11 protein-coding genes are annotated in these 15143 nt (G+C 64.0%); 9 read left to right on the forward strand and 2 right to left on the reverse strand.

The window, feature by feature from the left end; genetic code table 11:
* Positions 1 to 122: 122 nt before the first annotated feature.
* From earP to SJH88_RS01020, 8 genes are all read left to right on the forward strand, one after another.
* A complete protein-coding gene (gene earP, locus SJH88_RS00985) occupies positions 123 to 1223 on the forward strand; it encodes an elongation factor P maturation arginine rhamnosyltransferase EarP (protein WP_274753353.1) in 1101 nt (366 codons plus the stop codon).
* A 162-nt stretch (positions 1224 to 1385) separates the two neighbouring features.
* Positions 1386 to 1940, forward strand: a complete 555-nt coding sequence (gene efp / locus SJH88_RS00990) for an elongation factor P (protein WP_042412962.1) — start codon at positions 1386 to 1388, stop codon at positions 1938 to 1940.
* Positions 1941 to 2287: 347 nt separating this feature from the next.
* Entirely contained in the window at positions 2288 to 6127 is a 3840-nt protein-coding gene (putA, locus tag SJH88_RS00995) for a trifunctional transcriptional regulator/proline dehydrogenase/L-glutamate gamma-semialdehyde dehydrogenase (RefSeq protein WP_274753354.1), read from the forward strand.
* Between the two features lie 107 nt (positions 6128 to 6234).
* A complete protein-coding gene (locus SJH88_RS01000; RefSeq protein WP_154163414.1) occupies positions 6235 to 7356 on the forward strand; it encodes a branched-chain amino acid ABC transporter substrate-binding protein in 1122 nt (373 codons plus the stop codon).
* 128 nt (positions 7357 to 7484) lie between these two features.
* Positions 7485 to 8414, forward strand: a complete 930-nt coding sequence (locus tag SJH88_RS01005; protein ID WP_274753355.1) for a branched-chain amino acid ABC transporter permease — start codon at positions 7485 to 7487, stop codon at positions 8412 to 8414.
* The gene (locus SJH88_RS01010; RefSeq protein ID WP_274753356.1) at positions 8411 to 9502 is read left to right on the forward strand and encodes an ABC transporter permease subunit; all 1092 of its coding nucleotides are present in this window, start codon (positions 8411 to 8413) and stop codon (positions 9500 to 9502) included. Before SJH88_RS01005 ends, SJH88_RS01010 begins: the two co-directional genes overlap by 4 nt.
* Positions 9499 to 10356: an ABC transporter ATP-binding protein gene (locus SJH88_RS01015; protein WP_274753357.1), complete on the forward strand. Its 858-nt coding sequence runs from the start codon at positions 9499 to 9501 to the stop codon at positions 10354 to 10356. The genes SJH88_RS01010 and SJH88_RS01015 overlap by 4 nt, the downstream gene beginning before the upstream one ends.
* Positions 10349 to 11080 carry an ABC transporter ATP-binding protein gene (locus tag SJH88_RS01020; RefSeq protein WP_274753358.1) on the forward strand — a complete coding sequence of 244 codons (732 nt, stop codon included), beginning with the start codon at positions 10349 to 10351 and terminating at the stop codon, positions 11078 to 11080. Before SJH88_RS01015 ends, SJH88_RS01020 begins: the two co-directional genes overlap by 8 nt.
* Positions 11081 to 11187: 107 nt before the next feature.
* On the opposite strand, the gene SJH88_RS01025 is transcribed toward SJH88_RS01020, so the two are convergent.
* Positions 11188 to 11670 (reverse strand): LapA family protein, encoded by a 483-nt coding sequence (locus tag SJH88_RS01025; RefSeq protein WP_274753359.1) that lies wholly within the window; start codon positions 11668 to 11670, stop codon positions 11188 to 11190.
* 174 nt (positions 11671 to 11844) lie between these two features.
* Entirely contained in the window at positions 11845 to 13839 is a 1995-nt protein-coding gene (gene acs / locus SJH88_RS01030) for an acetate--CoA ligase (protein ID WP_274753360.1), read from the reverse strand.
* A 197-nt stretch (positions 13840 to 14036) separates the two neighbouring features.
* Between acs and SJH88_RS01035 the strand changes: the two genes are divergently transcribed.
* The gene (locus SJH88_RS01035; RefSeq protein ID WP_274753361.1) at positions 14037 to 14663 is read left to right on the forward strand and encodes a TIGR00645 family protein; all 627 of its coding nucleotides are present in this window, start codon (positions 14037 to 14039) and stop codon (positions 14661 to 14663) included.
* Positions 14664 to 15143: the final 480 nt, after the last annotated feature.

Here is a 15143-nt window from a genome sequence, read left to right on the forward strand (position 1 = left end):
CTGGATGCCAATTTCACTGCAAACTTGTCACACACCCCAGCCATACGCCCTGCACCGATTACGGGCAACGGCCTGCTGGCTGGGCTAGCATCGCCCCTCTTTGCCGCGCCTTGTCCTTGCCCATGCCTATCCCCCCCTCTTCCGCCGCCCCACAGCCCCTGCACTGGGACATCTTCTGCCGGGTCATCGACAACTATGGCGACATCGGCGTGTGCTGGCGCCTGGCGGCCGAGCTGGGCGCGCGCGGCGTGCCGGTGCGCCTGCGCATCGACGATGCCTCGGCCCTGGCCTGGATGGCACCGCAGGGTGCCCCGGGCGTGCAGGTGCTGGCGTATGACGCGGCTTATGTGGAGCATCCCGCGGTGGTGATCGAGGCCTTTGGCTGCGAAGCCCCCGCGCCCTACCTGGCTGCGCTGTCGCAGCACCATGCGCACTGCCACGGCCACCAGTTGCCGCGCCCCGTGCTGGTGAACCTGGAGTACCTGTCGGCCGAAGACTATGTGGAGCGCTGCCACCGCCTGCCCTCGCTGATCATGTCGGGCGAAGGCCGGGGCCTGACGCGCTGGTTCTTCTACCCCGGTTTCACCGCGCGCACCGGTGGGCTGCTGCGTGAGGCCGACCTGCTGCCGCGCCAGGCGCAGTTCGACCGCACCGCCTGGCGCCAGGCCCACGGCCTGGGCGATGGCGACTGCGCCATCTCGCTGTTCTGCTATGAGCCGCTGGCGCTGCCGCAACTGCTGGGCCAACTCGCCCACCCGGTCGCAGGCTGGCAGCCGCGCCTGCTGGTCACCCCCGGCCGCGCCACGCAGGCGGTGCAGGCACAGGCGGGCGCACAGGCCTTGCAGCCGCGCTACCTTCCGCCGCGCACACAGGCCGAGTTCGATGCCATGCTGTGGGCCTGCGATCTGAACCTGGTGCGCGGCGAAGACTCCCTGGTGCGGGCGCTGTGGGCGGGCCAGCCCTTCGTCTGGCACATCTACCCGCAGGACGACCAGGCCCACCACGCCAAGCTCGATGCTTTCCTGGACTGGCTGCAGGCCCCTGCCAGCCTGCGGGCTTTTCACCACGCCTGGAACGGCATGCGCGACGCGGCCAGCCTGCCCACCCTCACCCCGGATTTACTGCAGGAATGGCGCCACTGCACCCAGCAGGCACGCGCAAATTTGCTGCAACAAGCCGATCTGATCGCACAGCTGCAACCGTTTGCAGCGGAAAAAAGCTAAAATCTCGCCTTTGCCTCCTCAGAGCGGTTGTGCAGCCTTGCGCAACCCCGACCTTTTGGACGGCTCCCGCCGCGGAACATGCGGCAGGCCTTATCGCTTTTTTCAGAAGCGCCTTGCTTGCCTGCCGTGTTGAGCGGCTCCACCCAACCAGCTAAGCAAGCTATGAAAATCGCTCAAGAAATCCGCGCCGGCAATGTGATCATGTTCGGTAAGGATCCCATGATCGTTCTGAAGACCGAATACGCCCGTGGTGGCCGTGGTGCAGCCACCGTGCGCATGAAGCTGAAGTCGCTGATCGGCAACTTCGGCACCGAAAACGTGTTCAAGGCCGACGACAAGATCGACAACGTCATCCTGGACAAGAAGGAGTGCACCTACTCCTACTTCGCCGACCCCATGTACGTGTGGATGGACGATGAATTCAACCAGTACGAAGTCGAAGCCGAAAACATGGGCGACGCACTGAACTACCTGGAAGACGGCATGGTGGCTGAAGTCGTGTTCTACGACGGCAAGGCCATCTCCTGCGAACTGCCCACCACCATCGTGCGCGAAATCACCTGGACCGAACCCGCCGTCAAGGGCGACACATCGGGCAAGGTGCTCAAGCCCGCCAAGATCGCTACCGGCTTCGAAGTGGCTGTGCCCCTGTTCGTGTCGCAAGAAGACAAGATCGAAATCGACACCCGCACCGGCGAATACCGCAAGCGCGTGTAAGGCTGGCGCCGCCCCACGGCGGCCCATCCTGCCCAAAAGGCTTCCTGCGGGAAGCCTTTTTTATGGATGAACCATCAAAAATAAGAGCTGCCGGCGCTTGCATATCAAGCACTTCAGCTATAAAACCATCTAAAAACCTTCAATCATCAACGCTACCAGCTCCTCTTTTTAAAAGACCTCCTGTACCAGTACCACCTGGCACGCTTCCTACAGTTAACCCTTTCAAGTGATTCGGTTGCACCAAAACAGAGACAGGTAAACCCCAGTATCTGACTTGGTTGCACCTTTCTAGAATCGCGCCACTTCACAAACAACGTGCACAGGTTCTTCCAGGGAGCAACACGGATATGGCCACCACCACCATCGGCATCAAAGTTGACGAATTGATGCGAGACCGGCTTAAAGCGGCAGCCCAGCAATTGGGTTGCACCCCACATTGGCTGCACAAGCAGGCGCTGCACAGCTACCTGGAGGCCATCGAGCTGGGCAAGCCCCTGCCGGAGTTGCAATACCTGGGTAGCTCCCAGCCCGGCGGCGAGTTGCTGGAGCCCGAGGCCCTGGCCGATGCCAGCCAGCCCTATGCGCCGTTCTATGCCCTGGCCCAGGACGTCCAGCCACAAAGCGTGCTGCGCGCCGCCATCACCGCCGCCTACCGCCGCCCCGAGACCGAGTGCATCCCCCTGCTGCTGGCCCCCGCCACCAGCACCAACCCCACGGGCGTGGCCCAGCTGGCCACCCGCCTGGTGCAGGCCCTGCGCGACAAGCGCCAGAAGAAGACCAGCGGCGTCGAGGCCCTGGTGCAGGAATACTCGCTGTCCAGCCAGGAAGGCGTGGCACTGATGTGCCTGGCCGAGGCCCTGCTGCGCATCCCCGACCGCGCCACGCGCGATGCCCTGATCCGCGACAAGGTCAGCAAGGGTGACTGGAAGTCGCACACCGATTCGCCCTCTGTGTTCGTCAATGCCGCCACCTGGGGGCTGATGATCACCGGCAAGCTGGTGGCCGTGCACAGCGAGCAAAAGCTCAGCTCGGCCCTGACCCGCCTGATCGCACGCGGTGGCAAGCCGCTGATCCGCCAGGGCGTGAACACCGCCATGCGCATGATGGGCGAGCAGTTCGTCACCGGCCAGACCATCGCCGCCGCGCTGGCCAACAGCCGCAAGCTGGAGGACAAGGGCTTCCGCTACTCCTACGACATGCTGGGCGAGGCTGCGACCACCGAGGAAGACGCGCTGCGCTACCTGCAGTCGTACGAGCAGGCCATCCACGCCATCGGCCAGGCCTCGCAAGGGCGCGGCATCTACGAAGGCCCCGGCATCTCCATCAAGCTGTCGGCCCTGCACCCCCGCTACAGCCGTGCCCAGCGCGAACGCGTGATGCAGGAGCTGTACCCACGCCTGCTGAAGCTGGCCGAACTGGCCCGCCAGTACGACATCGGCCTGAACATCGACGCCGAGGAAGCCGACCGCCTGGAAATCTCGCTGGACCTGCTGGAGCAGCTGTGCTTCGCGCCCTCGCTGGCCGGCTGGAACGGCATCGGCTTCGTGGTCCAGGCCTACCAGCGCCGCGCCTTCTTCGTGCTGGACTGGATCATCGACCTGGCCCGCCGCAGCAAGCACCGCCTGATGGTGCGCCTGGTCAAGGGCGCCTACTGGGACAGTGAAATCAAGCGCGCCCAGGTGGACGGGCTGGAAGACTACCCCGTCTACACCCGCAAGCTGCACACCGATGTGTCCTACCTGGCCTGCGCACGCAAGCTACTGGGTGCCCCCGAAGCCATCTTCCCGCAGTTCGCCACGCACAACGCCCACACCCTGGCCAGCATCTACCACATGGCGGGCAACAACTACTACCGCGGCCAGTATGAATTCCAGTGCCTGCACGGCATGGGCGAAGGGCTGTACGAGGAAGTGGTGGGCGACATCGCCCAGGGCAAGCTGGCCCGCCCCTGCCGCATCTACGCCCCCGTGGGCACGCACGAGACACTGCTCGCCTACCTGGTGCGCCGCCTGCTGGAAAACGGCGCCAACAGCTCCTTCGTGCATCAGATCGGGGATGAGACGGTGGACATCGCCCAACTGGTGACCGACCCCGTGGCAGCCGCCCAGGCCCTGTCGCCCCTGGGCCGCCCGCACGACCGCATTCCCGCCCCGGCCCAGCTGTATGCGGCCCAGGGCCGCAGCAACTCCTCCGGCCTGGACCTGAGCAACGAACAGCGCCTGGCATCCCTGTCGGCCGCCCTGCTCAGCAGCAGCGCGCCGTGGCGGGCGGAACCCGCCCACGCGGCCCATCTGCCGGCACAGCCCGTCAACAACCCGGCCCACGCCGGCGATGTCCTGGGCGAAGTGCGCATGGCGGGCGCTGCGGAAGTGGCCCACACCATGGCCCAGGCCCAGCATGCGGCCCCCATCTGGCAGGCCACGCCAGTGCAGGCGCGCGCCGAGGCCCTGCTGCGTGCGGCCGACCTGATGCAGGCCCAGCTGCAGCCGCTGATGGGCCTGCTGTGCCGCGAAGCCGGCAAAACCCTGCCCAACGCCATCTCCGAGGTGCGCGAAGCCATCGACTTCCTGCGCTACTACGCCCAGCAGGCCGTGCAGCACCTGAACAATGGCAGCCATCGCCCCCTGGGCGTGGTGGTCTGCATCAGCCCCTGGAATTTCCCGCTGGCCATCTTTGCCGGGCAGATTGCCGCGGCCCTGGCCGCCGGCAACGTGGTGATCGCCAAGCCGGCCGAACAGACCAACCTGATCGCCGCCCAGGCCGTGGCCCTGCTGCACCAGGCCGGCATTCCCGAGCATGCGCTGCAGTTGCTGCCCGGCGATGGTGAAACCGTGGGCGAAGCCCTGGTTGCGCACCCGAGCACCAATGCCGTGGTGTTCACCGGCTCGCACCCTGTGGCGCAGCACATCCACCGCCGCCTGTCGCAGCGCCTGGGCAGCCACGGCAAGCCCGTGCCGCTGATCGCGGAAACAGGGGGCATCAACGCCATGGTGGTGGATTCCTCGGCCCTGTCCGAGCAGGTGGTGGGCGATGTGCTGATGTCGGCCTACGACTCGGCCGGCCAGCGCTGCTCCGCCCTGCGCCTGCTGTGCCTGCAGGAAGACAGCGCCGACCACGTGCTGCGCATGCTGCGCGGCGCCATGCAGGAATTGCGCGTGGGCAACCCCGACCAGCTAGCCACCGACGTCGGCCCGGTGATCGATGCCCAGGCCCGGGCGGACATCGAGGCCTACATCGAACAGATGCGCAGCCAGGGCCACACCGTCACGCGCCTGGAGCTGCCTGCCGAATGCCGCCACGGCCACTTCGTGGCCCCCACGCTGATCGAAGTCAGCCGCGTGCAGGACCTGAGCCGCGAAGTCTTCGGCCCCGTGCTGCACGTGCTGCGCTATGCCCGCAAGGACATGGATGCCCTGCTGCAGGACATCAACAGCCTGGGCTTTGGCCTGACCTTTGGCGTGCACACGCGCCTGGATGAAACCGTGGCCCATGTGTCCGAGCGCATCCATGCCGGCAACATCTACGTCAACCGCAACATCGTGGGCGCCGTCGTGGGCGTGCAGCCCTTCGGCGGCGAGGGCCTGTCGGGCACCGGCCCCAAGGCGGGTGGCCCGCTTTACCTGTTCCGCCTGCTGGCCCAGGCCCCGGCGCTGGAACAGCTGCCAGTGCTGACCGCACGCGGCCCCCAAACCCTGAACGTGGCGGCCGGCCAGCAGGTGCTGCTGGATGGCCCCACGGGCGAGACCGACCAGTACCTGCTGCAAGCACGTGGCGCCATCTGGTGCCTGCCCTTGACCGTGGACGGGCTGCAGGCCCAGTGGCAGGCCTGCCAGGTCACGGGCAACACCCTGCTGCTGCAGGACACACCCGCGCTGCGCGCCCTGGTCGCCCAATGGCAGCAGGCCCAGCCGGCGGCGCAAGCCGCAGCCCTGCACTGGGCGGATGCAGCACAGATTGCACAATTACCGCTGCAGGCGGCGCTGGCAGAAAGTGACATCGATGCGCTGCTGCCGCTGCAGCAGCAACTCAGCGCCCGCAGCGGTCCGCTGCTGCTGGTGCAGGGCCTGACCACCGAAGAGATCCGCAGCGGTGAACGCTACCGCCAGGAACGTTTATTGCGTGAGATCAGCATCAGCACCAACACCACAGCCGCTGGCGGCAACGCCAGTTTGATGATGGTGGGTTAAGCCCGCATTCCCCTGGGCCCACAGCCTTCCTACAGTCCTCTTTTTCACCCACCAAGGAGCAACGCAGCATGACATTTTCTCCATCCTTCAAGACCGTGGCCAGCACCATGGCCCTGGCCTGCGCTTTCGGCGGCTTGATGAGCGCCGCCCACGCAGACACCACCGTGCGACTGGGCTTCGCCGCCCCGCTGACCGGCCCCCAGGCCCATTACGGCGAAGACATGCGCAACGGCCTGTTGCTGGCGCTGGAAGAAGCCAACGCCAAGGGCATCAAGCTGGACGGCGACAAGGCCAAGTTCGTGCTGGTCTCCAAGGACGACCAGGCCGACCCGCGCACCGCCGTCCAGGTGGCGCAGCAGATTGCCGACGACAAGGTGCAAGGCATGCTGGGCCACTTCAACTCGGGCACGACCATCCCCGCATCCCGCGTGTACAACGAAGCCGGCATCCCACAGATCGCCATGGCCACGTCGCCCGAGTACACCCTGCAAGGCTATGACAACACCTTCCGCATGATGACCAGCGACACCCAGCAAGGTGCAGCCGTGGGCGTCTTCATGGTGAAGGACCTGAACGCCAAGAAAGTGGCGATCATCGACGACCGTACCGCCTATGGCCAAGGCCTGGCCGACCAGGTGATCCAGGCCGTCAAGCGTGCCGGCGGCACCGTGGTGGCGCGCGAGTACACCACCGACAAGGCCAGCGATTTCACCGCCATCCTGACCAGCATCAAGGCCAAGGGCGCCGACGCCATCTTCTTCGGCGGCCTGGACGCGCAGTCCGGCCCGATGCGCCGCCAGATGGCGACACTGGGGCTGAAGCAGCCCCTGGTGTCTGGCGAAATGACCCGCAGCGACACCTTCCTGAAGCTGGCCGGTGAAGCCGGCAATGGCACCTACGCCTCGCTGGCCGGCGTTCCCCTGAAGACCATGGCCCAGGGCGAAAAGTTCGCCGCGGCCTACAAGGCCCGCTTCAAGGCCGACCCCGGCGTCTATGCCCCCTATGCGTACGACGGTGCCTGGAACATGATCACCGCGATGGAACAGGCTGGCTCCGCCAAGGCAGCCAAGTACCTGCCCAAGCTGGCAAGCCTGAAGCGCAGCGGCGCCACCAGCGCCAACATCGCCTACGACAAGAATGGCGACCTGAACGAAGTGGCCGTGACCATCTACACCGTCAAGGGCGGTAAGTGGGAAGAAGTGAAGACCATCGTTGATTCGGCCAAGTAAGCGCCAAGGGCGCTGCAACCCACTCGGGGTGACAGCGCCCTCCCCCCAAGCAGCCCCGCTGCTGACCTCGGTCTTGCCCCGCGGCAAGGCCATTTTTTCCGACTGACCACGCCCAAGGCGCGCCTGTCATGGATATTTTTCTGCAACAAATCATCAACGGCCTGACGGCGGGCAGCGTGTATGCGCTGGTCGCGTTGGGCTACACCATGGTCTACGGCATCATCGGCCTGATCAACTTCGCCCATGGCGACGTGGTCATGGTCGGCGCCATGATCGCCACCAGCGTCGTGCTGGCACTGGTCGGCCACTATGGTGACGTCTCTGTGTTCGTGGCCGTGGGCGCTGCCCTGGTGGTGTCCATTCCCGTGTGCATGGCCCTGGGCTGGACGGCCGAACGTATCGCCTACCGCCCACTGCGCCGCGCACCCCGCCTGGCCGCACTGATCACGGCGATCGGCGTGTCCATCATCATCCAGAACGTGGCCATGATGTTCTGGGGCCGCAACTATCTGAACTTCCCACACATCATCGAGCCCAGCGTGCTGCAGCTCGGTGATGCGCGACTGAGCATGCTGCAGATCGCCATCATGCTGGGCTCGGCCCTGATCATGGTGGCCTTGCTACTGCTGGTGCACAAGACCCGCCTGGGCATGTCCATGCGCGCCACGGCACAGAACCGTGAAGTCGCAGGCCTGATGGGCGTGAACATCAACACCGTCATCTCGGCCGCCTTCCTGATCGGCTCGGCCCTGGCCGCCATCGCCGGCGTGATGATCACCAGCTATTACGGCGTGGCACAGTACACCATGGGCTTCATGCTGGGCCTCAAGGCCTTCACGGCCGCGGTGCTGGGCGGCATTGGCAACCTGGGCGGCGCCATGCTGGGCGGCCTGCTGCTGGGCCTGATCGAGGCCCTGGGCTCCGGCTATGTCGGCAGCCTGACCAATGGCGTCTTCGGCAGTCACTACCAGGACGTCTTCAGCTTCATCGTGCTGGTCGTGGTGCTGATCTTCCGTCCCTCGGGCCTGCTGGGCGAACGTTCGGGAGACCGCGCATGAACCACACACTTGCTTCCAAAGACCGCACGCCGGTCAAAGTCTGGCTGGGGGCATTCGCCATCGGTGCCGTGCTGCTGATCCTGCCCTTCTTGCTGGGCGCGACCGCCGGCCAGGGCTGGATCCGCATCCTGAACTTTGCCCTGCTGTATGTGATGCTGGCCCTGGGCCTGAACATCGTGGTGGGTTTTGCCGGCCTGCTCGACCTGGGCTACATCGCCTTCTACGCCGTGGGCGCCTATGCCTGGGCCCTGCTGGCCTCGCCCCACTTCGATTTGCACCTGCCCTTCTGGGTGGTCCTGCCGATCGGTGTGGCGCTGGCAGCGATGGCGGGCATCGCGCTAGGCTTTCCCGTGCTCAAGCTGCGCGGGGACTACCTGGCCATCGTGACGCTGGGGTTCGGTGAAATCATCCGCATCTTCATGAACAACCTGGATGCGCCGGTCAACATCACCAACGGCCCGCAAGGCATCAACCGCATCGACACCATCAAGGTGGGTGAATGGGCGTTGGGCCGTCCGGAGACCATCCTCGGGTTCCGCATCACCGGCCCCGAGAAGTACTATTACCTGCTGATGGCGCTGGTGATTCTGATCATCTTCGTGTGCATCCGCCTGCAGAACTCGCGCGTTGGCCGCGCCTGGGAAGCCGTGCGCGAAGACGAAATCGCCGCCAAGGCGATGGGCATCAACACCCGCAACATCAAGCTCATGGCGTTTGGCATGGGTGCCAGCTTTGGCGGTGTGGCCGGCTGCCTGTTTGCCTCGATGCAGGGTTTTGTCAGTCCCGAGAGCTTCGGCCTGAGCGAATCCATCGCCATCTTGTGCATGGTGGTGCTGGGCGGCATGGGCCATGTGCCGGGCGTGGTCGCCGGCGCCCTGCTGCTGTCGATCTTTCCCGAAATCCTGCGCAATGTGGTGGTGCCGATTCAGCAGACCCTGTTTGGCGATGTGCTCGTGGATCCCGATGCGATCCGCATGCTGCTGTTCGGTATCGCGCTGGTGGCCGTGATGATTTTCCGCCCCGAAGGGCTGTGGCCCTCGCAGGTGCGCAAACGTGAACTCAACCGTGGCAAGGAGCAGAAAGCATGAGTGCAGTGCCACCCACTTCCAGCACAACCCCGCTAGAGCCCTTGCTCGTCGCCAAGGGGCTGAGCAAACGCTTTGGCGGCCTGCAGGCCCTCAAGGACGTGAGCTTCGAGATCCGTAAGGGTGAAATCTTCGGCCTGATCGGCCCGAACGGTGCCGGCAAGACCACGCTGTTCAACGTGATGACGGCGCTCTACATCCCGGAGTCGGGCAGTTGCCTGTTCAACGGCGTCGAGCTCACCCGCCTCAAGCCTTACCAGATTGCCGCGCAAGGCATGGCGCGGACCTTCCAGAACATCCGTCTGTTCGCCTCGCTCACGGCGCTGGAGAACGTGATGATCGGCCAGCACCTGCGCACCAAGGCCGGCCTGTGGGGCGCGGTCACGCGCAACCAGGCCACCCGCGCCGAAGAGGCACGCACGGAAGCGCGCGCCCTGGAACTGCTGAACTACGTGGGAATTGGCCATGTGGCCAACGAAGTGGCGTCTTCGCTGTCGTACGGCGACCAACGCCGCCTGGAAATTGCCCGCGCCCTGGCCACCGGCCCCTCGCTGCTGGCACTGGACGAGCCTGCAGCCGGCATGAACCCGTCGGAAACCGTGGTGCTGCGCGCGCTGATCGAGAAGATCCGTGATGACGGCATCACCGTGCTGCTGATCGAGCACGACATGAAGCTAGTCATGAACATGTGCGACCGCGTGCTGGTGCTGGAATACGGCCAGGTCCTGTCCTATGGACAGCCCCACGACGTGCAGCACGATCCACGCGTGATCGAAGCCTACCTGGGCAAGGGCGCCGCACAGGATCCGCTGCTGCATCCCCCAGCCACCCCACAGAACCCGTCCACCCATGATTGAAGCCACATCCTCGACCCCTTTGCTGGATGTGCGCGGCATTGATGTTGCCTACGGCGGCATCCGCGCCGTGCGCCAGCTGAATCTGCATGTCCACCCTGGCGAGCTGGTGGCCCTGATCGGCGCCAACGGCGCCGGCAAAAGCACCACGCTGCGCGCCATCTGCGGGCTAGTCCCGCTGGCGGCTGGCAGCATCCATTACCAGGGCCAAAGCCTGGCGGGCCAGCCCGTGCACAGCATGGTGCGCCAAGGCCTGGTCATGGTGCCCGAAGGGCGCGGCATCTTCCCGCAGCTGACGATCGAAGAAAACCTGTACATGGGGGCCTACACCCGCACGGACAAGGACGGTGTGGCCCAGGACCTGGAAGGTGTCTTCACACGCTTTCCGCGCCTGGCCGAACGCCGCAAGCAAACCGCGGGTACCCTCTCGGGCGGCGAGCAGCAGATGCTGGCCATGGGCCGGGCCATCCTGTCCCAACCCAAACTGCTGTTGCTGGACGAGCCGACCATGGGCCTGGCACCGATCATGGTGGACAAGATCTTCGAGGTGATTGCCGACATTTCGCAACGCGGCGTGACCATCTTGCTGATTGAGCAAAACGCCCGCTTGGCGCTGGAAGTGAGCCAGCGCGGCTATGTGCTGGAGTCGGGGGAGCTCACACTGCAGGGACCGGCGCACGATCTGCTGCACGACCCCAAGGTGCGCGCCGCCTACCTGGGCGAATAAACGCCCTCCACGGCACGACCACAGGCTTCCCGACGGAAGCCTGTTTTTCATTCACGGTCTTGTTGGTGGGGCCTTGGTCCGTCGCTCCAACCGCCACTGCCCGAGATTCAAAGCCTGGGCGCTTGCGGCGCTGGCGCAGTTACCGTGTGGCGCAACTGCTGTTCCAACTGGCCCACGTAGGCCGCCGTGCTGTTGTCGCTTTCCTGCGCACGGGCCTGCAGGTGGGCCTCCAGCGTGTCGATGCGGTCCATCAAGCGCCGCTCTTCCTCCTGGTGCAGACTCTCTATCGCCGCCCGCAGCTCGGTGAACCGTGAGGCTTCCGCCTTGTCGGCCAGCTCACGCTGGGCGTGCATTTCCTTGGCGTGCGCGCGTGCCTCCAGCAACCAGGCCCCCTGCATTGCGATCACATACGCAATGAAGACGATGGCCATCAGGGCCGTCAAACCCACCAGGATCAAGCCCAAGGGGATGTCCACCGTGGTGAAGCCCAGGGATGTGGGCACCGTTTGTGCCAGGTACGAAAAGTTGAAGAAGCCCAGAAAGCCGATGATCAAAATGATCAAGGTCAGCAGTGCAATGCGAGATTTCATGGTGGTTACCTTTGCGCTGTTTTGCCTGTGTTTGTACCGCAACTGGTCGCACCCGTTCGCCAGCGTGCGGCACATTCAGGCTCAGCCCTGCTCCTACACGCCGGCATAAAAAAGCCACCCGAAGGTGGCTGGCAGGCGCACAGCACCCACCGGGCAGCAAGCCCGGCCCATCTCTCAGTTGGTCTTGGCCAGCTGCTCCAGGATGGCGGGATTTTCCAGCGTACTGGTGTCCTGGGTGATCGACTCGCCCTTGGCGATCGAGCGCAACAGTCGGCGCATGATCTTGCCGCTGCGGGTCTTGGGCAGGTTCTCGCCAAAGCGGATGTCCTTGGGTTTGGCGATGGGGCCGATTTCCTTGGCCACCCAGTTGCGCAGCTCGTTGGCCAGGGCCTTGGCTTCCTCGCCGGTGGGCACGGGGCGCTTGAGCACCACGAAGGCGCAGATGGCTTCCCCGGTCAAATCATCGGGACGCCCCACCACTGCGGCTTCAGCCACCAGATCGGTTTTTGCCACCAAGGCAGATTCGATCTCCATGGTCCCCATGCGGTGGCCAGAGACGTTCAACACGTCGTCGATACGGCCGGTGATGCGGAAGTAGCCTCGGTCTTCGCTGCGTACCGCGCCATCGCCGGCCAGGTAATAGCCCTTGAGTTCTTCGGGGAAGTAGCTCTTCTTGAAGCGCTCGGGGTCGCCCCAGATGTTGCGGATCATTGACGGCCAGGGCTTCTTCACCACCAGGATGCCGCCGGCACCGTTGGGCATGTCGTTGCCGGACTCATCAACGATGGCAGCGGTGATGCCGGGCAGCGGCAGCGTGCACGAGCCAGGCACCAGCGGCGTAGCACCGGGCAGTGGCGTGATCATGTGGCCGCCGTTTTCGGTCTGCCAGAAGGTGTCCACGATCGGGCAGCGCTCGCCACCGATGTGCTTGTAGTACCACATCCAGGCTTCGGGGTTGATGGGTTCGCCCACGCTACCCAGGATGCGCAGCGACGACAGGTTCCAGTTCTTGGGGTGCACCTTCTCGTCGGACTCGGCGGCCTTGATCAGCGAACGGATGGCCGTAGGCGCGGTGTAGAACACCGTGCAGCCATGGCGCTCAATCATCTGCCAGAAGCGGCCGGCGTTCGGGAAGGTGGGCACGCCTTCGAACACGATCTGCGTGGCACCCGCCGCCAGAGGTCCATAGGCCACATAGGTATGTCCAGTGATCCAGCCGATGTCGGCCGTGCACCAGAACACATCGCTGTCCTTCATGTCGAAGGTCCAGTTCACCGTCTGGCGTGCCCACAACATGTAGCCACCCGTGGAGTGCTGCACGCCCTTGGGCTTGCCCGTGGAGCCGCTGGTGTAGAGGATGAACAGCGGGTGCTCGGCCCCAACGGCCACAGGGGGACAATCGGTGCTTTGGCCATTCAGCAAGGCCGCGAAGGTGATGTCACGGCCCGCCACCATCTTGCAGGCCGTCGCCGTTCGCTCATACACCAGCACATGCTTGACGGCTTCGCAGCCGCCCATAGCCAGGGCTTCGTCCACAATCGCCTTGAGCGGCAGCTCTTTGCCACCACGCATCTGGAAGTTGGAGGTGATCACGGCCGACGCACCGACGTCCACAATCCGTTCCTGGACGGCCTTGGCCGAGAAGCCGCCGAACACCACGCTGTGCGTCGCACCGATGCGGGCACAGGCCTGCATGGCCACCACGCCCTCGATCGTCATGGGCATGTAGATCAGGACGCGGTCGCCCTTCTGGATGCCCAGTGACTTGAGTCCATTGGCGAATTGCGCCACGCGCTGCAGCAGTTCGCGGTAGGTGACCTTGGTGACCTGGCCGTCATCCGCCTCGAAAATGATGGCGGTCTTGTGCTCGACCGCAGTGCCCATGTGCTTGTCCAGGCAGTTCGCGCTGGCATTCAGTTCGCCATCGGCAAACCAGCGATAGAACGGTGGGTTGCTTTCGTCGAGCACCTGGGTGAAAGGTTTGCTCCACACCACGTTCTCACGCGCCAGGCGTGCCCAATAACCCTCGTAATCCTTCTGGGCCTCAGCACACAAGGCCTCATAGGCCGGCATGCCGGAGATACGGGCATTCTTTTGAACCGCCTCCGAAGGAGGAAACACGCGGTTTTCCACCAATACGGACTCGATCGCAGAGCTGGGTGCATTCATGGTTTTGTCTCCTTGCTATCTGGTGATTGTTGGGGCAAATGTCGGTTTCAGCACTTACATACCACTGACGTCCCCCAGTCGATTAGTCAAGCAAAAATAATGGCTTAGCTAGGGTTTCCCCTGGGGGCAGCACATACAATGCCTGCCCGGCGCGTTGGCGCCTTTTTTGTCTTCTTTCCTTTCAACCACCCACCATCATGGCCTCCTTAGACCCTTATTCTGAGTCGCCTGTCTCCACCCCACCCAACTCGCCCATGCGCCCCCTGCCCAGTCTGATCTTTGCCAGCCGCTGGCTGCAATTGCCCCTGTACCTTGGACTGATCGCAGCCCAAGGCGTGTATGTCTGGCACTTCCTGTTGGAGTTGTGGCACCTGATTGAGGCCGCCTTTGGCAGCCAGACGGCGCTGCAGGCCCTGATCCACAACATCGGCTACAAGCCCGAGGCCCCCATGACAGGCCTGAACGAAACCATCATCATGCTGGTAGTCCTGGCCCTGATTGATGTGGTCATGATCTCCAACCTGCTGATCATGGTGATCGTCGGCGGCTACGAAACCTTTGTGAGCCGCCTGGGCCTGGACAGCCACCCGGACCAGCCGGAATGGCTGGACCATGTGAATGCCTCCGTGTTGAAAGTCAAGCTGGCCCTGTCCATCATCGGCATCAGCTCCATCCACCTGCTCAAGACCTTCATCAACGCCGGCAACTACGATGTCAAAGTGCTGATGTGGCAGACCATCATCCATGCGGTGTTCCTGCTCAGCGCTTTGGCCATTGCCTACACCGACAAGCTGATCCACAGCAACCACCACCCCAGCCACTGAGGCATTTGCCCCTCAATCCTGCCAAGCCCGGAGCCTCAACTCCGGGCTTTTTGCTTTTATCGGCTTTTGACACCGGCTCGCAGCCGCTTGCCACCAATTGCCAGCGGATATCGCCAGGGCTTTCGCCAAAGCATGCGGAAACTCTTGACATCCATATGCCGAATAGTTAGAATAAGCAGCTTATTAACAACCTGCCATGCAGGTAATCCGAATCTTGACGGCTCGGATTAACCCGGCAGCTGCCTGTTTCCGCAACAGTGCAACTGCCACAGCGCCGAACTTTCGGCCCTGATGCACGGACATGTTTGGATCATGTGGCGCGCCTGTCGGTGCGCGGCCTCTGCCCTCTCTTGCGGCCCTTGCGCACCTTTCAGCGTGCCATTCGGGCCCAGTCTAAAACCCTCATGACGGCCAGGTTGCTGCAACCCGGCCCGTGCATCGGTCGGCATGACTTTCGGCTTCGCGTGTAGGCCGTCCAAG

The organism is Comamonas sp. GCA5, assembly GCF_036541385.1.
In the GTDB taxonomy this organism is placed as follows: Bacteria; Pseudomonadota; Gammaproteobacteria; order Burkholderiales; family Burkholderiaceae_C; genus Comamonas; species Comamonas aquatica.

Bases quoted from the DNA above. Each gene is read 5' to 3' on its own strand.
- earP (WP_274753353.1), top strand. From the start codon at position 123: ATGCCTATCCCCCCCTCTTCCGCCGCCCCACAGCCCCTGCACTGGGAC.
- efp (WP_042412962.1), top strand. From the start codon at position 1,386: ATGAAAATCGCTCAAGAAATCCGCGCCGGCAATGTGATCATGTTCGGT.
- putA (WP_274753354.1), top strand. From the start codon at position 2,288: ATGGCCACCACCACCATCGGCATCAAAGTTGACGAATTGATGCGAGAC.
- SJH88_RS01000 (WP_154163414.1), top strand. From the start codon at position 6,235: ATGGCCCTGGCCTGCGCTTTCGGCGGCTTGATGAGCGCCGCCCACGCA.
- SJH88_RS01005 (WP_274753355.1), top strand. From the start codon at position 7,485: ATGGATATTTTTCTGCAACAAATCATCAACGGCCTGACGGCGGGCAGC.
- SJH88_RS01010 (WP_274753356.1), top strand. From the start codon at position 8,411: ATGAACCACACACTTGCTTCCAAAGACCGCACGCCGGTCAAAGTCTGG.
- SJH88_RS01015 (WP_274753357.1), top strand. From the start codon at position 9,499: ATGAGTGCAGTGCCACCCACTTCCAGCACAACCCCGCTAGAGCCCTTG.
- SJH88_RS01020 (WP_274753358.1), top strand. From the start codon at position 10,349: ATGATTGAAGCCACATCCTCGACCCCTTTGCTGGATGTGCGCGGCATT.
- SJH88_RS01025 (WP_274753359.1), bottom strand. From the start codon at position 11,670: ATGAAATCTCGCATTGCACTGCTGACCTTGATCATTTTGATCATCGGC.
- acs (WP_274753360.1), bottom strand. From the start codon at position 13,839: ATGAATGCACCCAGCTCTGCGATCGAGTCCGTATTGGTGGAAAACCGC.
- SJH88_RS01035 (WP_274753361.1), top strand. From the start codon at position 14,037: ATGGCCTCCTTAGACCCTTATTCTGAGTCGCCTGTCTCCACCCCACCC.